Raw genomic sequence first — 18,179 nt, forward strand, 5'->3', positions numbered from 1 at the left:
TGGGATCCGGCCCTGCATTACCCTGACCTCGACGTGTCCGAAGGCTTGGCCAAGGCGCTCGAGCGCCGGGCTGCGGGGCTCGGATTGAAGCTCGAGGGAATCTACGACTGCACCCCCGGGGCAATGCTTGCCACTGATCGTGGTGACGTCTGGATCAAGGTCGGGGCCTGGGAGAGGTCCTTCCCCGTGGCAATCCACGAGTCCGGCATCGAATGGGCGAGGGGAGGGACCGAGGACGTCGAGCAGGTGCTTCGGGCGGCTGCCGCCTGGCAGGGCGGCGAGCCCCTCGACGACTTCGTGTCGGAGTTCCCGTTCATGACCCCAGGGAGGCTGGCGCGCGCGTTCCTGGAGGGAAGGGTCGCCGAAGCCCAGTGGGAGGACCTGCTGGAGTCGGTCCACCACACGGGCGGCCAGCGGCTGCTCGTCGCTCTCGCGCCTTTCGGTGAACTGAGGAGTTTCTATCCGGAGATCAGCTACGGCGACCTCCGCTTCACCATGCCCCCTCCCCGGCGGGACGATCGGGTGTTCCGGTTCCGTAGAGACGGGTCGGGATTCCGTGTGGAGGAATCCGGGCCGGAGCGCCGTGACTACTCCCTCGACGCACTGGACGAAGTAGCCCGTCACGTCGTCGAGTTCTTCGCCTCCGGCTGACGAGTCCTGTCGGTTGAGTAATGCGGAGGCCCCACCGGATATCGGCGTCACTCTGGCGGGGCCTCCGATGGCAGGGCTGACAGAACCAGAGCGCGTGCCTAGCCGCCCGGTCCTTCATCTCTCCTTCACCTCAAAGCCGTTTTCGCGTCGCAGGCGTGCCATTAGGTTCGGCTGGATCGTCCCGCTGACCTGGAGAGCAATGAGCCGTCCCTTCCCGAGCCGTCGTATGTCCGTGCTCGGCTCTGTCGTGATCGGCATCGCTGCGCTCGTGGTCTTCGTCCGGTTCTGGGCGGATCGGGCCGACAGCGCGGATGCCGAGCCGGAACGAAGATGCGTCTCCTCGGTTCCGTACGTCTCGGGGGCGGGAGGCCATGACAGCTACCGCATACCTGCCGTCGTCCGTACTCGCGGCGGGACCTTGCTCGCCTTCGCCGAAGGCCGGGCCGGTGGCAGGGCGGACCACGGCGACATCGACGTCGTGCTCAGGAGGTCGTGGGACGGCGGATGCACATGGGGGCGGCTGCAAGTCGTCGCAAAGGGCGAGGGGAACACCCGGGGCAACCCGGCCCCGGTCGTCGATCCCCGGACAGGGAACATCGTGCTCGTCACCTCGTACCACAGTGGTGACGTCACCGAAGCGCGGATTCTGCGCGGTGAGGCCACGGGCCAGCAGGGCCGGCGGGTCTTCGTGCAGACGAGTGAGGACGACGGACGCTCCTTCTCCGCCCCGCGGGAGATCACCTCGGCGGTGAAGAGGCCGGACTGGCGTTGGTACGCCACAGGGCCGGGCCATGCCATAGCGCTGACGCGGGGGGACCACGCGGGGCGGCTGGTCGTCCCGGCGAACCACTCTTCCGCGCCGCCTGTGGGGTCGCCGGACACCGGCCAGGAGCCCAAGTACTACGGGGCGCACACGATCTACAGCGACGACGGGGGGAAGTCCTGGCACCTCGGCTTCATCGACGATTCCTACGAAGGTGTGTACAACGCCAACGAGTCGACAGCGGCCCAACTGCCGGACGGACGACTGTATTTCAATGCCCGGAACCAGAAGGGCACGAGCTCGGGGAACCGCCTGGACGCCTACTCCAGTGACGGGGGCGCCAGCCTGGACCGGGGCTATGCGGAGCAGCCTTCGCTGAACGACGTGCCCCTGGTGGAGGGCAGCGTGCTGCAACTGGCCGGGGAGAGAGGCAACCTGTTGTTCTCAGGGCCGTCCGTGCCGACCGACCGTGCGGCGATGGCGTTGTGGAGCAGTACGGACGGGGGGCGGTCCTTCGGCAAGGCGCTGACCTTGTCCGCTCGGAAGGCCGGGTACTCGGACCTCGTTCAGACGGATGGCGAGAGCATAGGAATCCTGTACGAAACGGGTGTTCGGACGGCGTATGAAACGATCGAGTTCCGGCGAATTCCCTTGGGGGAGTTGTCGGCGGACGGTGAGTAGAAGTCCCCGTGATACGGCTCGCGCACCCAGGACTACTGTGAACGCCGCATCAAAGAGGGCGGGACCCGGCGTGAAATCGTCCGATGCCTCAAGCGGCACGCCGCCCGGGAGGTCTTCCGCCTGATCCGACCGACATCCTCACCATCCCTGTCATGGGGGCAGTCGTGATACATGAGAGGGGCAGACGGGTGAGCGAGACACCACCGAACACCCTGCCCTCACTCGGCACGACCTGGCACATGTCGTAGAAACCGTCCGCAGGCGTCCAGTTGGTCCAGGGTGGGCGCGTAAGTCCAGGTCAGAGCTTTGTGACGTGAGTGCGTCCATGGGGTTGTGATCCGCTTGTGATCGCTCGTGACAGGTGAGGACCCCCGTCGGCTTCTTCCGGCGGGGGTCCTGCGTAGACGGGGACCTGATACGACGACGCCCCGCCGGCTTGCTGCGGGCGGGGCGTCGTCGTGTAGCTGGTCATGCTGGAGGTGGATTTGGCTTGCGGGCGGGTTCTCGCCCGCCGGGCCGCGCTTTAGGCTGCGACCGCTCCGAAATCTGGCGATCTTTTGGAGGGTGTGCAGGATGAACCGAGCTCTCATGACCGCATGGGCGGCAGCAGCGTTGGTCGTGTCCGGGGGCAGCACCACCGCCTCCGCTTACGATGCCCCGCCGCGAACCACGCACGGTCCTTGCCAGTACACCCGGACTCCGGACGAGCCGGCGGCGCGGCAGGTTCCCCTGCCGCCCGACCCGCGGCACACCCCCAGTCGCGGCACGGTCGGTATGGCTGTCCGGAGCAGCCAGGGCCCGCTCCCGCTGCGTCTGGACCGGGCGAAGGCGCCGTGCACGGTCCAGAGCTTCGTGCACCTGGCGCGGCACCGGTTCTACGACCGTACGGTGTGCCATCGGCTGACGGCGTATCCGACGCTGAAGGTCCTGCAGTGTGGCGACCCGACCGGCACTGGCGAGGGTGGGCCGGGGTACGAGTACAAGGACGAGCTGCCGGTGGACCTGCCGCCGGCACCGAGCGATCCGACCGGCGTCCGTCGCCTTTACGGGCGCGGTTTGCTGGCGATGGCCAACGCCGGGCCGAACACGAACGGTTCGCAGTTCTTCGTCGTCTACGGCGACTCCGCGCTGCGACCCAACTACACGGTGTTCGGCACCGTCGGTGCCGCCGGCCTGAAGACGCTCGACAAGATCGCTGCTGGTGGTATCGAGCCAACTACGCAGGACCCGGCGCCTGTCGACGGCACGCCCGTGCTGCGGACCGAGCTGCTCAGCGTCCGGCCGCCCTTCCGGCCCTGATGAACTGCGGTGCGGTCACCGTGGGTCCAGCTATGTGCCTGTTCTCGCGGTGATGTGAAGTAGCCGTTGCTGAACGCCTAGTGCTGCAATCGGCTGTGACGCTGGGCGGGCCGTCGGGCGGGTGGCGGGTCAGGGGCCGTAGGGGCTCCAGTGGCCGAGGAAGGGCTTCAGGTCGTCGGCTCGCGGCTCGGGGATGTCGGGCAACTGGGGCGGAGTTTCCAGGGGGTCGCGACGCTCCACGGTGTCCGCTGCCCAGCTGATCCGTGCTTCGGCTTCGGTTCTCGCCTTCCCCGGCGGCATGGCCTCGATTCGCGTGCGCACGGCGCTCACATATTCGTGGGATCCTTCCGGACCTGCGGGCAGCGGCGATACGGGACGGCCAGTTCACGGAATCCGGCCCGCTTCCGTTCTTGACGATCCGGCCGCCCGCCTCCGCGAGCTCGTGCAGCAGCTGCTCCGGGAACGTCACGCGAGGCTGCGGGGGAGAGCTTGGCTTTCGCACGGGCCCGGTCCTCCAGTTCTGGCGGATACTCGACCGCGAACGGCTCGCAGCCCAGTGGTGCAGCGTCGGCTTACGGGCGCAGGATCGGCTAGTGAGGATCATGGCCGTCTGTCGGCGAGTCGGTGTGAAGGCCGGGATATGGCCTCCGCCCCCGCGACCAGGCACCACGACGGTTGTCAGGCAGGCCCGGCTGTCGTTGCGCGATGAGCGGTGCGGCCGTGGGAGGCCCGCACGGTGTGTGTCCCGTGCTAACGTGGGGCGTTTGCAGCGTCGCTGTGTCGGTGCCCGGTTCGCGGTCCCTGGCCGGTGGCCGCGTCCCCGCCGCGCCTTCCTCGGTACGGTCCCCTCGGAGGAAGGCTTCCTGTGAGCGAATCAGCACGTGCCGATGCCCGGCAGCAGGACGAGGTGTCCGAGGCGTCGGGCGCCACTGCGGCTCTGCCCCCGGCGGTGTCCTTCGCGAAGCTGGGGCTGCCGGCCGAGGTGCTGCGGGTGCTCGACGAGCACGGTGTGACGGTGCCCTTCCCCATCCAGGCGGCGGCGCTGCCGAACGCGCTCGTGGGACGGGACGTCCTGGGCCGGGGCCGTACAGGATCCGGCAAGACGCTCGCCTTCGGCCTGGGGATGCTCGCCCGTACGGCCGGGCGGCGCGCGCAGCCCAAGGAGCCGCTGGCGCTCGTTCTGGTGCCCACCAGGGAGCTGGCGCAGCAGGTCGGTGAGGTGCTCACCCCGTACGCCGAGGCGCTGGGGCTGCGGCTCGCGACCGTGGTGGGCGGGGTGTCCATCGGACGGCAGGCCGCCGCGCTGCGGGACGGCGCCGAGATCGTCGTCGCCACGCCCGGTCGGCTGCACGACCTCATCGATCGGAAGGGATGCCGGCTGGGACAGGTGCGCATCACGGTCCTCGACGAGGCCGACCAGATGTGTGACATGGGGTTCCTGCCGCAGGTCACCGCAGCCCTGGACCAGGTGCGACCCGACGGGCAGCGCATGCTGTTCTCCGCCACCCTCGACCGCGACGTCGACCAGCTGGTGCAGCGCTACCTGCGCGACCCCGCCGTCCACTCCGTGGACCCCTCGTCCAGCGCGGTCTCCGCGATCGAGCACCACGTCTTCGTCGTGCACGGCCCGGACCGGTACGCCGTGACCACGGAGATCGCCGCCCGGGACGGCCGCGTCCTGCTGTTTTTGGACACCAAGCACGGCGTCGACCTGCTCACGCGGCATCTGCGGGCCAGCGGCGTGGCCGCGGCCGCTCTGCACAGCGGGAAGTCCCAGCCACAGCGCACCAGGACCCTGGCCCAGTTCAAGAACGGGCAGGTCACTGCCCTGGTGGCGACGAACGTCGCGGCACGTGGCCTGCACGTCGACGACCTCGACCTCGTGGTCAATGTCGACCCGGCCACCGATCCGAAGGACTATCTGCACCGCGCGGGCCGCACCGCCCGGGCCGGCCGCTCCGGCACCGTCGTGACACTCGTCCTGTCGGGACAGCGCCGCGAGACGAGCCAGGTCATGACGGACGCCGACGTCGCTCCCCAGGTCACCAAAGTGCGGTCCGGAGAGGCGGAGCTGAGCCGGATCACCGGCGCCAGGGCCCCCTCCGGAAAGCCTCTCGACGGCGGGGCGGCCGTGCCGCGCCCCAAGAACCACAACACCCCGTTCCGTGGCCTGGGCAGCACCAAGGACGCGAAGAGCGGCTCCGGCGGCAGGTCGTCCCGCAAGAGCAGCGAAGCCCGCAAGCTCGCGGAGGCCCGCGAGGCGGCACGGGTGCGGCGCGGCGGCTGAGCTCGGCTTCCCCGACCGCCGGGCGGCGCCTCCACCCATGCTGCTGGACGGACACGCGGGACCGGAGACCGGCCGGGGTGTACCGGACGGCGTCATGTACCGGTGACCGTGCGCAGGGGTGGCGTGCAGGCGGTGGGTCCAGGGTCTCTCGTGACCGCTGATGGAGCCGGGGCCATGGCCCGTGCCGTTTCCACCAGTGGGAAGTCCGGGGCGGTTCCCGGCGCGTGGGCGACCACCCGCTCGCCGGCCTACAGCGTGACGTCCGTACTCCGCACCGACAGGCGGGGGTGCACCGGGTCACCGGCACGCGCTCGGCGCTTGTGCTCTTGGTTCACAGACCGACTCCTCGACCCGGCGGGACGTGCGGAGCGTCGCCGGGATTCGTCCGGAAACGCCCGCCCATTGTGGACGTTCCTGAGGGCGGCCCGCGTCAACCGCACGGCAGTTGAGTGAAGTTGATCGAGAATGGGCGATGCCCCGAGCCGGCGGCCGGTAGGGAAGCCCGCGGACCGTCCGCTCAGCCGTGGGCCGGGGCGCGCACGGCGCTCAGCACCAGGTACGGGGCGAGCCCGGACCCGGCGGCCCGCTCGGACTCCGGCACGGCCGGGGTGTCCGTGGCCGGTGCGGCGAAACCGGCGCCGGTGAGCAGCGCGGTGTAAGCGGACAACGGACGGAAGTGACAGGACGTCGTGACCCAGTCGCCGTCGAGCCGGCGCAGCTCGGTGGGCACGGAGGACCCTTCGGCGTACGACGCGCCGGGCTCGCCGTACCGCAGCGTGGCGAACTGTTCTCCCACCGCGGCGGGGTTGAGGTCGGCGAGGACGTAGGGGGCGCCCGGCCGCAGCACCCGGTGGATCTCGGCGGTCAGCGCGGCCAGGCGGGCGTCGTCGGGGTCGGTGCAGTAGACCAGGCAGCAGACGGCCGCGTCGATGCTGCCGTCCGGGATCCAGGCCAGGGAACGGCCGTCGAAGAGGCGGTAGTTCACGCGCGGGTCGGGGCGGCCGGCGCGGGCGATGTCCAGCATGTGCGCGGAGGGATCGATCCCCTGCACCGACCAGCCGCCGGCCCGGGCCAGCTCCAGGGCCAGTGCGCCGGTGCCGCAGCCGATGTCGAGGACGGTGGCACCGGGGCCCGGGGGAGCGCCGACGCGGTCCAGCACCGCCGGAAAGATCAGCCGTCGGGCCAGCCTCATGTCACGGTCGCGGTAGGCGGCCGCGGCGGCGGGGGTGTCCCAGGCGAGCCCCTGAGGCGGGTCGGTGGCGGTCATGGCCCCGAGTCTTGTGTGCGGTGCCCGGCTCCCACCAGTCCCTCGATCGGGCGAAGGCGGCAGCCGGGGCCGGTGCTCCAAGCCGGGATCACCGCGCGGCGGCGGCCTCCTGGGCGATCCCCTCGAAGCGGGCGTTCATGGCCTCGGCCAGCGCCTGCGCGGCGGAGAGCGGGCGCACCATCACCGTGAGGTCGTCGATCTTCCCGCTCTCGTCGACGTGCAGGAAGTCGCAGCCCTGGAGCTTCTTGCCGGCCACCGTCGCCGTGAAGACGAGGGCGTGGTCCCGGCCGTCGGGGCTCGCCATCTCCCGCACGTAGGTGAAGTCCTCGAAGACCTGGGTCACCGCGCGCAGGATCGCCACGGTGATCGCCTTGCCCGCGTACGGCTTGAAGGCGACCGGGCTGGTGAAGACGACGTCGTCGGCCATCAGGGCGGCCACGGCGTCCAGGTCGTCGCTCTCGACGGCCTTGCGGAAGGGATGCATGGGTCCACCTCACCTAGTCAATAAATTGAGTAGGTGCATGCTAGCGTGCACCCATGGCTCTGCGGAACGCGCTGATGGCCGCCCTCTTGGAGGGCGAGGCCTCCGGGTACGACCTGGCGAAGGGATTCGACGCGACGGTCGCCAACTTCTGGACGGCCACGCCCCAGCAGCTCTACCGCGAACTGGAGCGCATGGAGGCCGAGGAACTGGTCACCGCGCGCGTCGTCGAGCAGGAGCGCCGGCCCAACAAACGGCTGTTCTCGCTGACGGAGGCGGGCCGCGAGGCGGTGCGCGCCTACACCGCCGAGCCCCCGGCCCGGCCCGCGGTGGTCCGGGACGAACTGCTGGTCAAGGTGCAGTGTGTGGACGCCGGTGACATCGAGGCGGTCCGCGCCGCCGTCGCCGGGCGGATGGACTGGGCCACCGCCAAACTGGCCCGCTACGAGCGGATCCGCCGGCGCCTGCTCGCCGGGCGCTCGGAGGAGGCGTACTTCGCGGAGGCGGAGCGCATCGGCCCGTACCTCACGCTGCTGCGCGGGATGTCGTTCGAGCGGGAGAACCTGCGGTGGGGCGAGCTGGCGCTGCGCAGACTCGAGGAGCGGGCGGCTGTCCATGGTCACCAAGGTGAGCACGTCCGTGCTCAACAAGGTGAGGATGCCCATGGTCAACAAGGTGAGTAGGGGCACGGACGGGGCGCCCGACTCGTCGGGCGCCCCGCGGCCGGGCCCGGATCAGCAGGTGGCGACCCCCGGCAGCCATGCCGGGCCCTTGATGTAGATGTTCGTCATCCACGCGCCGTTGGTCAGCTTGGACCAGGCGTCGTTGGTGTAGCCCTCGGCCGTGACCGTCTGGGCGTGCGCCTGGCAGACCACGTTGACCGTCGTCGGCTGCGGGAAGTAGTCGACGACACCGGCGTTCACATTCGGCTCGCTGTGCGTGCGCACGCCCGTGCCCCAGGTCTGGAACGCCGTGCTCCCCCCGCCCGGCGGCGGCGGGGTGTCACCGCCGCAGTCCGGGATGCCGGGCAGCTCGGCCGGGCCCTTGATGTAGATGTTGGTCAGCCAGGAGCCGTCGGCCAGCTTGGACCAGATGTCGTTGGTGTAGCCCTCGGCGGTCACCGTCTCCGCGTGCTCCTGGCACTGGACCGAGACCTGGGTCGGCCCGGCGAAGGTGTCCACGACGGAGGAGCGCACGCTCGGCGTGGAGTGCGTGCGCACGCCCGTGCCCCAGGTCTCGAACGTCGTACCGCCGTTGGCCGGCGGCGGCACCGGCGTGCCCGACGGGTTGATGCGGATCGCGCCCGCGTAGTCGCCGCCCGTGCGCACCGGGGCGACCCGGATGTGGGTGCCCGACTCGTACGCCTCGACCATCTGCCCGGCGCCCAGGTACATGGCGACATGGTGGATGTGCCCGCTGCCCCAGAACATCAGGTCACCGGGGACCAGGGGAGCGGTGCCCTGGGAGGCCGAGAAGCGGGCCGTGGCCTGTGAGCTGTGGTACTGGTCGTCGGCCGTGCCGTTGAGCAGGTCCCGGCCGGTCGCCCGGTAGTACGCGTACCGCATCAGGCCCGAACAGTCGAAGCCCTTGCGCTCGTTGTCGTGCAGGCTGTCGGGGTCGGAGCCGTCGTAGTAGCCGTAGGTGGCACCGGGGGTGGCGCCGTGCCCGCCGCCCCAGCTGTACCAGACACCGATCTGCGAGCAGGCCGCGCCGACGGCGGCCTCCGCGGTGGCCGAGGCGCCGGAGGCCAGCACCCCGCAGGTGGCGTCCTGGGCGGCGCGCGGGGCGGCCGCGTGCGCGGTGGCGGGGAGGAAGGCGATCAGCGCGACCGCCGCCGCGGCGGCGGTCGCCCGGCCCGGCGTGGTGAGTTCGGAGAGTCTCAAGGTGCACATCCTTGGTCGACGTGGAGCCGTGTACGGAGGTGTACGGGGGTCCGCTGACATGCCGGGTGCCGCGTCCCACCCCCGTGGGGACGCGGCACCCGGTGCTCAACCGGCCAGCGCGGCGCGCATCTTGGCCAGCGCCCGCATACGGTTGCGCTGGACGGTGCCACGGTGGGCGCCGAGCCGTTCCCCGGCCGTGTCGTGGGTGAGGCCCTCCAGATCGACGAGGATCACCGCGGCCGCCTCCTTCGGCGAGAGCACGCTCAGCAGCGCGAGGGCGGTGGCCGAGGCCTCGTACGAGCCGAGCCCGCCGTCCCAGCCCGCCTCGGGCAGCCGGTCGGTGGTGCGCTCACGGCGGGAGGGGTGCAGCCAGGAGTCGCGCAACAGGTTCAGCGCGACCGTGCAGGTGTAGGCGTAGGGATGCTGCTGGTGCGTCAGGTTCCGGGCGCGAGCCCGCCGGGACAGCCGCAGATACGTCTCCTGCAGCAGGTCGTCGGCGTCGTGCGGATTGCCGGTCAGGGCCAGCAGCCGTCTGCGCAGTCTGGGCATGTCGGCGGTGAAGGAGGCGTCGAAGTCCCCCGGGCTCATGGGCGGTTGATTCGCCTCCCCCGGACCCCGCAGGGTCTCGCGTCGGCTCGGTACGGCTTCGCGCCGGTTCGGTACGGCTTCGCGCCGGTTCGGTACGGCTGCCCGCGGGTGCGGTACGGCTTCGCGCGGGTCCTGCGCACATCTGCCGCCGTGGCTTTCCATGGTCGTCCCCCGATGGTCTTCGCGGTCTTCGTGGTCTTCGTGGTCTTTGGAGTCTTCGTGGTCTTCGTGGAGCTCGTGGTCTTCGTGGTGTCTTCGTGTTCCGACCGAGGAGAAGGTCGTGGCCCGCTGGTCAGACGGCCCGGACGGAGGCGGCGGCGGGTCCGTAGCGGGCGGCCGGCGCACCGCTCAGCAGGGCCCAGTACCGGTCGCCGTAGGACCAGTGCCACCACTCCGTGGGGTAGTTGACGAAGCCGGCCGTGGTCAGGGCCTGCGCCATCAGCGCCCGGTTGGCGCGCGCCTCGGCGCCGATGTCCGGTGCCCCGGTACGGCAGGCGCCCGCGCTCTCCTCCGGGGTGGCGTTGACCTCCGTGCCCAGCGGCAGCTCAGTGCCGTCGGCCGTGCACAGGGTCAGGTCCACCGCCCCGCCGCTGACATGGGGCGCCACCTCCGGCGGGGAGATGTAGGCGCTGGCCAGTTCGCGGATCCGGCCCGGCGGGGCGTCGGGGTGGGCCGCGCGCAGCGTCGCCGCGTACTGCTCGAAGTAGCGCCGCTGCAGACCGGGCGGCCGGTACCCCTCCACCACCAGGAACCTGATCCCGGCGGGCAGCAGCGACTGCGCGTCGAGGAGCCGGCTGAGCGCCCCGGAGCGCAGGTGCGCGTAGCTGCCGTCGGCGTCGGCCTGGCGGGGGTCGATCAGCAGGCCGGGAGTCCCGCGCAGATCGACCAGCGGTTCACCGCACTCCTGCTCGGTGACCGCCGCGACCCGGGAGTCGGAGAGGGTGATGATGTCCGTCACGCAGACAACAGTGCCCGGTACCCCTGCAATTGCCCTGCAGGTTCCCTGCAAGCGTGTCACCAGGGCTTCTACAGCCCCCACCGGGTTACGACGACGCGTCGTCCCGGCGTTCCAGGGCCTCCCGTCCGCCCGCCGACCGGAACACCTCCAGCGCCTGTGCCCGGGCCGCCCGCGCGGCCTCCGCGTCGCCGTCCGCCGTCCACACCTCGGCCAGGTCCCAGACCGTGCGCGCCCGCCACAGGGACAGCCCCAGCTCCGCCCAGAGAGCCGCCGCGTGCTCCAGCGGCTCCCGGGCACCGTCGGTGTCCCCGGCCGCCAGCCGCGCCTCCCCGAGCGTGCGCAGCACCAGCGCCTCGCCGAACCGGTCCTGCCGCTCCCGGGCCACCTCCAGGCAGCGCACCAGCCGCCGCCGCGCCTCCTCCGTCCGGCCCGTGCGCAACTCCACCTTGGCCAGGGACTGTTCGGTGTACATCGCGCCGAAGGTGTCGTGCAGTTCGGTGAAGAGCCGCAGCGTGTCGTGCAGCAGCCGCTCGGCCTCCGGGTACCGGCCCTCGGCCCGGTCGCACAGGGCCAGTGAGCGCAGGGTGAGCCCCTCGCCGTGCAGGTCGGCGGCGGTCCGGTAGAGGTCGAGGGCGCGGGACAGCGCCTGGCGGGCCGCGGGGCCGCGCCCCTGCTCGCGGTGCACGTACCCGATGTCGTACAGCACCCGTGCCCGGGAGCCCGCGTCGCCGTCGTCGCCGTACCGCTCCAGCGACGCCTCCAGCAGTTCCAACGCCTCGCCATAGCGGGCTTGTTCGCGGCGGACGGTGCCCATCCCGGCCAATGCGACGGCCGACCCCTCGGCCGAGCGCTCCTCGAACAGCCGCAAGGCGTCGGCGAAGTAGGTGTAGGACTCCTCGAACCGGTCCTGCTCGTACCGGAGTTGGCCGAGGCCGGCCAGTAGCCAGGCCTCGCCCTCGACGTCCCCGCTGCGACGCACCGCCGCCATGGCCGCGGTGTGCGAGCGGGACCAGGCGTCGAACTGGTTGTACAGCGCGGCCGAACTCGCTATCAGCGCCCCGGCGAGGTCCCGGGCGGCTCGCGCCATGCCGTGGTCGGCGCAGTGCGTCACGGCGGCCAGCAGCCCGGCCTGCTCGGCGGCGAACCAGGCCGCGGGCCGGGCGAGCAGCGCCTCCTCGGTCTCCGGGTCGAGCGGGCGTACGGCGGCCGGTTCCGGGAAGTGCCGTACCGCGCCGCCGGGGCCGCGGGCGGCCGCCTTCCGGGCCAGGTCCAGCCAGCAGCCGACGAGGCGCAGTACCGCCGCAGCACGCTCCTCGGCGCTCTCCTCGGAGAGACAGCGCTCGCGGGCGTGTTCGCGGGCGAGGTCGTGGATGCGGTAGCGGGCGAGGCCGGTGCCGTCCACGCCGATCACATCGATGAAGTGGCAGTCCACCAGCCGCTCGACGGCCTCCTCGGCCTCCTCGGTCCCTATGTCGAGCAGCGGAGCGGCGATCCAGGCCGCGAAGTCGGGCAGGTCCAGCAGGGCGAGGCGGCGCAGGGCCTGGCGCTCCTGCGGCGCGAGGTCGGCGTAGCCGAGCTGCAGGCTGGTACGCAACTCCAGGTCACCGGCACTGAGTTCGTTGAGACGGCGCTGCTCGTCGCGCAGTCGCGCGGCGAGCCGGCCGGGCGCCCAGTGCGGGCGGGCGGCCAGCCGGGCGCCGGCGATGCGCACCGCGAGCGGCAGCCGCCCGCACAGGGCGACGATCTCGGTGGCCCGCTCCGGGTCCGCCCCGGTCCGCCCCTCGCCGGCCACCCGGCGGAACAGGTCGAGGGCCTCGGCCTCGTCCGGCACGGTGAGGTCCAGATGGGCGGCACCCTCCAGGGCCACCAGCCGGCGGCGGCTGGTGATCAGCACCGCGGAACCGGGTCCGGGCGGCAACAGCGGCCGGACATCCGCCTCACCGGCCGCGTTGTCCAGGACGATCAGGACCCGCCGGTGCCCGATGTGGGTGCGGTACAGGCCGGTCAGCTCCTCGACGCCGGAGGGCACCGTGTCCGGGTCGACCCCCATCGCGCGCAGCAGCCGGGAGAGGGCGTCGGCGGGCTCCAGCGGGGTGGTGTCGGCGGCCCTCAGGTCCACGAACAGGCGTCCGTCGGGGAAGAGTTCGGCGGTGCGATGGCCGACGTGCACGGCGAGGGCGGTCTTGCCCATGCCGGATCGTCCTGAGATCACCCCGATCGGGGGGGCGGTCCGGCCGGGGTCGCCGACGCCCCGCAGCAGCTCGGTGGCCCACTTGACCTGTTCGCCGCGGCCGACGAAGTCGGCGATGTCGGGCGGGAGATGAGAGGGTGCGGGCTCGGCACTGCGGGGGGCGGGCACCGTCCGGGCCGGACGTCCGGTCCCCAGCACATCCGTGTCGCTGGTCAGGACGGCCTGGTGGACCGCGCGCAGCTCCGGGCCCGGGTCGATGCCCAGCTCGTCACGGAGAACCGCACGGCCCTCCTGGAAGACGCGCAGCGCGTCGGAGACCCGGCCGGTGCGGAACAGGGCGGTCATCAGCTGGCCGCGCGGCCGCTCCCGCAGCGGATGCGCGCCCACATGGGCGAGCAGCGGCGCGATCGCGCCGTCCGCGCGGTCCAGCTCCAGCGCCAGCCCGAAGGACTCCTCCTGGGCGACGAGCCGCAGCTCCCCGAGCCGGGCCGCCTCGATCCGGGCGAACGACTGGTCGAGCCCCTCCAGCGCCTCCCGGCCCCGCCACAGCCCCAGCGCCTCGGCCAGCGCCTCGGCGGCCTCCTCCGGACGCCCCGCGGACCGCCCCGCCGCGAGGAGTTCCTCGAAGCGGCGGGCGTCGACCCGGTCGGGGGCGAGATCGGTGACATAGCCCGGGGGCCGGGTGCGGATCACCTCGGCGGTGCCGACCCGGGACAGCGCCCGGCGTACGGCGGAGACATGGGTGGCGACCAGGGCGCCCGCGGTGGCCGGGGCCTCCTCGTCCCACACGAAGTCCACCAGGCGCTCGGTGGAGATCACCTCGCCCAGGTGCACGACGAGTGCGGCGAGGACGGCCAGGGGTCTGGAACCGCCGAGCGGAGCCCGTCGGCTCCCTTCCCAGACCTCCACCGGGCCGAGCAGACGTACTTCGAACATCGGTCCCCGATCGCTCCTGGCGGATGCCGGCAACGATATCGGCGGGTGCCGTCCGAGCAGGGCGAAGACCGGGCCGTCATGACCGGATCCGTGCTGTCCGATCGGTGGTACGGAACCCTCCGCGACGCCCGGTGCGCCGAACAGGGGCAGGGCCGACAGGGATCCGGGGAGGGATCTCCCCGCCGCCGCACTTGGCTGGTTTCTGTGGGTGGTCATAGCGGCCCCTGTGCGTCAGACGGGTGGCCGGGGGTCCTCGTATGACCGCGCCCCCGGATCGGCCGCGAAATTTGTCGCGCCGGAATTCCCCGCGGCCGCATGTCATACGAACGCCCCGCCGACACCGTCAACGGGCCGAAAGCACCGAGCCGTTCGCCGCAACCCAGGGAGTTGCCCGATGAAGCGCCCCGCCTTCCGCCGCAAGGTCACGTACCTGAGCGCCGTCGCCGCCGTGGCGGCGCTCGCCCTCACCGGCTGCTCCGGGACGTCCGGCGACGCCCCGGCGCCGGTCGCCGCGGGCAAGGCGCGCGAGCTGACCTACGCCGAGGACCTCCGGGTCTCGGACGCCGAACAGCGCCTGATCACCCAGTGCATGGCCCGGCACGGCTTCCGCTACTGGTCGGACGGCTCCCTGTCCCTGGCGGAGAGCCGGCCGCTCGGCTACGTCCAGGACGACGTCCGCTGGGCCCGGACCTACGGCTACGGCAGCCGGATCGCCGCCAAGGAGGACCGCGCCCGCCTGCGCAACCCCAACATCGCCTACCGCAAGGGGCTTTCGGCAGCCGGCCGGACCGCCTACGACACCGCGCTGGACGGCGGACGGAAGACGGAGCCGCTGCGTACCGCGGTCCCCGGCGGTGGCTCGGTCAGCAAGCAGTCCGGTGGCTGCGACGCGGCGGCCGAGCGCACGCTGTACGGCGATCCGGCCACCTGGTTCCGGCTGGACACCACCGCGAGCAACCTGCGCCCGCTGTACGTCGGCAAGTTGCTGCACGACCGGCGGTTCACCGCCGCCGTGCACGACTGGGCGAGCTGCATGAAGCGGGCCGGGCACCCCTACCCGGACCCCGACGCGGCCCGGCAGGCCACCCGGGAGCACCCCGCCGTCCAGAGCCGGGCCGAGGAGGCCCGGAGCTTCGCCGCCGAGACCCGGATCGCCGTCGCCGACGCCACCTGCGCCCGCGAGGTCTCCCTCAAGTCCGTCGGCCAGGACCGGGAGGCCCACTACCTGGCCCAGCTGAACGCGAAATACGGCACCCAGCTGGACGCCTACCGGCAACTGCGGCAGCAGGCGCTGGCACGCGCCGAGCGGCTCGTCCCCGCCCGCGTCTGACACCGGCGGGCGCCCCACGAACTCCGCGGCACCCGTCGCGGCCTCACTCACACCCACACTCACCGCCTCCGACGAGGCAGAACGGGATCCATCATGCGCAAACTGACCCTCGCCATCGCCACTCTGGGCCTCGCGGCCCTCGGCCTCTCGGTACCGGCGAACGCCCACGCGGTCTCCGGCTGCAACGCGAAGTGGCCGGGCCGGGACGGCTACGTGCGGGCCTGGCGGGACGCCGACTGCCAGGGTGAACTGCTCGGTGCCACCCCGGGCAACGACCCCGACTGGAGCGACGGCTTCGACGCCTTCCGGGGCTCCGACGCCAACGCCGCCTCCTCCGTGATGAACAGCGGCTATGTCGGCGGCAAGGACGTCGTGGCCTTCTACTATGTGCCCGGTTACCCCTCTTCGGCCTACGGCTGCCTCAAGCCGGGCGAGCTGTACGTGGACAACCTCACCCGCGACTCCTTCACCAACGGCGAGAACATGAACGACAACATCATGTCCCACGTGTGGGTGGCGTCCAGCGCCTGCGCCCCGGGCTCCTTCATCAGCTGAGTCCCGCGTCGGCCACGGCCGCCCGGGCCGTGGCCGGCCCCGCCTTCTTACCGATTACCTACCTCCCGTACCGCCGAGTTTCACATCCGCGCCACCGGACCCTTCCCTGACGTTCGATGCTCTTGGAACACTCGCACCCGCGCACAATCCGCCCTGTTCCGGCCATCCCGTGCGTCAGGATGAGAGGTCGCTCACTCATGACCGAAGTAAACCGGCGCCGATTCCTTCAACTCGCGGGCGCCACCACGGCGTTCACCGCGCTGTCCAGCAGCATCCAGCGGGCCGCCGCGCTGCCCGCGAACCACCGCACGGGGTCGATCGAGGACGTCGAGCACATCGTCGTCCTCATGCAGGAGAACCGTTCGTTCGACCACTACTTCGGCACCCTCAGGGGCGTCCGCGGTTTCGGCGACCCGCGTCCGGTCACCCAGGACGACAAGTCGGTGTGGCGCCAGTCGAACGGCACCAAGGACATCCTGCCGTTCCACCCGGACGCCGACGACCTGGGCCTCGCCTTCATCCAGGACCTCCCGCACGGCTGGGCCGACACGCACACCGCCGTCAACAACGGCAAGTACGACAAGTGGGTGCCGGCCAAGGGCTCCACGACCATGGCGTACCTGAACCGGGACGACATCCCGTTCCACTACGCGCTCGCCGACGCGTTCACCATCTGCGACGCCTACCACTGCTCGTTCATGGGCTCCACCGACCCGAACCGCTACTACCTGTGGACGGGTTACACGGGCAACGACGGCCAGGGCGGCGGGCCGGTCCTCGGCAACGACGAGGCGGGCTACTCCTGGACGACGTACCCCGAGCGCCTGGAGAAGGCGGGCGTCTCCTGGAAGATCTACCAGGACGTCGGCGACGGCCTGGACGCGGCCGGCGGCTGGGGCTGGATCCAGGACGCCTACCGGGGCAACTACGGCGACAACTCGCTGCTCTACTTCAAGCAGTACCAGAACGCCCAGCCCGGCGACCCGCTGTACGACAAGGCCCGCACCGGCACCGACGCCACCAAGGGCGAGGGCTTCTTCGACCAGCTGAAGGCCGACGTCAAGGCCGGCAAGCTGCCGCAGATCTCCTGGGTGGTCGCCCCCGAGGCCTTCACCGAGCACCCCAACTGGCCCGCCAACTACGGTGCCTGGTACATCTCCCAGGTCCTCGACGCGCTCACCGCCGACCCCGCGGTGTGGGCCAAGACGGCCCTGTTCATCACGTACGACGAGAACGACGGCTTCTTCGACCACGTGGTCCCGCCCTTCCCGCCGGCCTCCGCCGCCCAGGGCAAGTCCACGGTCGACCCCGCCCTGGACCTCTTCAAGGGCGACGCGAGCCACGCCGCCGGCGCCTACGGCCTCGGCCAGCGGGTGCCGATGATCGTCGTCTCCCCGTGGAGCAAGGGCGGTTACGTCTGCTCCGAGACGCTCGACCACACCTCGGTCATCCGGTTCATGGAGAACCGCTTCGGCGTCCACGAGCCGAACATCTCGCCCTGGCGGCGCGCGATCAGCGGCGACCTGACCGCCGCGTTCGACTTCTCCCACAAGGACACCAAGCCGGTCGCGCTGCCCTCGACCGACGGCTACCGGCCGCCGGACGGGAACCGGCACCCCGACTACGTGCCCACCCCGCCCGCCAACCCGGCCCTGCCCAAGCAGGAGCGCGGCTCCCGGCCCACCCGGCCACTCAAGTACGTACCGCTGGTGGACGGTTCGCTGGACGCGGCGGCCGGCAGGCTCACGCTTACCTTCGCGTCGGGCGCGCAGGCCGGCGCCGCCTTCGTGGTCACCTCCGACAACCGCGCCGACGGCCCCTGGAGCTACACCACCGAAGCCGGCAAATCCGTCTCCGACACCTGGAACTCGGTGTACTCGGGCGGCTCGTACGACCTGACCGTGCACGGCCCGAACGGCTTCCTGCGCAGCTTCCAGGGTCCCGGCAAGGTGGCGGGACCCGAGGTCACCGCCCGTCCGCACGGCGACGACATCGAGCTGACCTTCACCAACATGGGCAGCGGTACGGTGAAGCTGAAGGTGGCGGACGGCTACGGCGGCCGGGGTCGCACGTTCACGGTGCGCGCCGGGGCCACCGTCAAGCACATCGCCCACCTCAACCACAGCGACCAGTGGTACGACCTGACGGTCACCTCCGAGACCGACGCGACCTTTGTGCGGCGGTTCGCGGGGCACGTGGAGAACGGGCGGCCGGGGGTCAGCGACCCGGCGATCAGCACCGTGTGACCAGGGGCTGAGGGCCGCATCGTGCGGAACTGATCAGGTACGGGTCACGTCGGGGTAGTGTGC

General features: G+C 71.5%; 15 protein-coding genes. 8 read left to right on the forward strand and 7 right to left on the reverse strand.

The window, feature by feature from the left end; genetic code table 11:
- The first annotated feature begins 33 nt into the window (after window positions 1–33).
- The 3 genes from AB0D59_RS32875 to AB0D59_RS32885 all read left to right on the forward strand — a co-directional run bounded on the left by AB0D59_RS32875 (window position 34) and on the right by AB0D59_RS32885 (window position 3,394).
- The gene (locus tag AB0D59_RS32875) at window positions 34–651 is read left to right on the forward strand and encodes a hypothetical protein (protein WP_362573317.1); all 618 of its coding nucleotides are present in this window, start codon (window positions 34–36) and stop codon (window positions 649–651) included.
- A 67-nt stretch (window positions 652–718) separates the two neighbouring features.
- Window positions 719–2,095 carry a sialidase family protein gene (locus AB0D59_RS32880; protein ID WP_362573320.1) on the forward strand — a complete coding sequence of 459 codons (1,377 nt, stop codon included), beginning with the start codon at window positions 719–721 and terminating at the stop codon, window positions 2,093–2,095.
- Between the two features lie 588 nt (window positions 2,096–2,683).
- On the forward strand, window positions 2,684–3,394 hold the full coding sequence (locus AB0D59_RS32885; RefSeq protein ID WP_362573323.1) for a peptidylprolyl isomerase: 711 nt from the start codon (window positions 2,684–2,686) through the stop codon (window positions 3,392–3,394).
- Window positions 3,395–3,523: 129 nt separating this feature from the next.
- Here the strand turns inward: AB0D59_RS32885 and AB0D59_RS32890 are convergent, their stop codons facing one another.
- Entirely contained in the window at window positions 3,524–3,715 is a 192-nt protein-coding gene (locus AB0D59_RS32890) for a hypothetical protein (RefSeq protein ID WP_362573326.1), read from the reverse strand.
- A gap of 586 nt (window positions 3,716–4,301) precedes the next feature.
- Here AB0D59_RS32890 and AB0D59_RS32895 point away from each other — a divergent pair.
- Window positions 4,302–5,681: a DEAD/DEAH box helicase gene (locus AB0D59_RS32895; protein WP_362573460.1), complete on the forward strand. Its 1,380-nt coding sequence runs from the start codon at window positions 4,302–4,304 to the stop codon at window positions 5,679–5,681.
- 517 nt (window positions 5,682–6,198) lie between these two features.
- On the opposite strand, the gene AB0D59_RS32900 is transcribed toward AB0D59_RS32895, so the two are convergent.
- Window positions 6,199–6,948 (reverse strand): class I SAM-dependent methyltransferase, encoded by a 750-nt coding sequence (locus tag AB0D59_RS32900; protein WP_362573329.1) that lies wholly within the window; start codon window positions 6,946–6,948, stop codon window positions 6,199–6,201.
- A gap of 88 nt (window positions 6,949–7,036) precedes the next feature.
- Window positions 7,037–7,432, reverse strand: coding sequence for a nuclear transport factor 2 family protein (locus AB0D59_RS32905; RefSeq protein ID WP_362573332.1), 396 nt, complete (start codon window positions 7,430–7,432; stop codon window positions 7,037–7,039).
- 53 nt (window positions 7,433–7,485) lie between these two features.
- On the opposite strand from AB0D59_RS32905, the gene AB0D59_RS32910 reads away from it, so the two are divergent.
- Complete coding sequence (locus tag AB0D59_RS32910) at window positions 7,486–8,112, forward strand: PadR family transcriptional regulator (RefSeq protein WP_362573335.1); 627 nt, start codon at window positions 7,486–7,488, stop codon at window positions 8,110–8,112.
- 51 nt (window positions 8,113–8,163) lie between these two features.
- On the opposite strand, the gene AB0D59_RS32915 is transcribed toward AB0D59_RS32910, so the two are convergent.
- The 4 genes from AB0D59_RS32915 to AB0D59_RS32930 all read right to left on the reverse strand — a co-directional run bounded on the left by AB0D59_RS32915 (window position 8,164) and on the right by AB0D59_RS32930 (window position 13,985).
- Entirely contained in the window at window positions 8,164–9,321 is a 1,158-nt protein-coding gene (locus AB0D59_RS32915; RefSeq protein WP_362573337.1) for an NlpC/P60 family protein, read from the reverse strand.
- A 96-nt stretch (window positions 9,322–9,417) separates the two neighbouring features.
- Window positions 9,418–9,900 carry an RNA polymerase sigma factor gene (locus tag AB0D59_RS32920; protein ID WP_362573340.1) on the reverse strand — a complete coding sequence of 161 codons (483 nt, stop codon included), beginning with the start codon at window positions 9,898–9,900 and terminating at the stop codon, window positions 9,418–9,420.
- 292 nt (window positions 9,901–10,192) lie between these two features.
- Window positions 10,193–10,858 carry a M15 family metallopeptidase gene (locus tag AB0D59_RS32925; protein WP_362573343.1) on the reverse strand — a complete coding sequence of 222 codons (666 nt, stop codon included), beginning with the start codon at window positions 10,856–10,858 and terminating at the stop codon, window positions 10,193–10,195.
- 85 nt (window positions 10,859–10,943) lie between these two features.
- Window positions 10,944–13,985: a BTAD domain-containing putative transcriptional regulator gene (locus AB0D59_RS32930; protein WP_362573346.1), complete on the reverse strand. Its 3,042-nt coding sequence runs from the start codon at window positions 13,983–13,985 to the stop codon at window positions 10,944–10,946.
- 394 nt (window positions 13,986–14,379) lie between these two features.
- Here AB0D59_RS32930 and AB0D59_RS32935 point away from each other — a divergent pair, with 394 nt between their 5' ends.
- The 3 genes from AB0D59_RS32935 (at window position 14,380) to AB0D59_RS32945 (ending at window position 18,116) form a co-directional block, all read left to right on the forward strand.
- Window positions 14,380–15,315, forward strand: a complete 936-nt coding sequence (locus tag AB0D59_RS32935) for a hypothetical protein (protein WP_362573350.1) — start codon at window positions 14,380–14,382, stop codon at window positions 15,313–15,315.
- Window positions 15,316–15,408: 93 nt separating this feature from the next.
- Window positions 15,409–15,870: a hypothetical protein gene (locus tag AB0D59_RS32940; RefSeq protein ID WP_362573351.1), complete on the forward strand. Its 462-nt coding sequence runs from the start codon at window positions 15,409–15,411 to the stop codon at window positions 15,868–15,870.
- A gap of 197 nt (window positions 15,871–16,067) precedes the next feature.
- Complete coding sequence (locus AB0D59_RS32945) at window positions 16,068–18,116, forward strand: phosphocholine-specific phospholipase C (protein ID WP_362573353.1); 2,049 nt, start codon at window positions 16,068–16,070, stop codon at window positions 18,114–18,116.
- The last annotated feature ends 63 nt before the right edge of the window (window positions 18,117–18,179 follow it).

The organism is Streptomyces sp. NPDC048417 (assembly GCF_040651615.1).
In the GTDB taxonomy this organism is placed as follows: domain Bacteria; phylum Actinomycetota; class Actinomycetes; order Streptomycetales; family Streptomycetaceae; genus Streptomyces.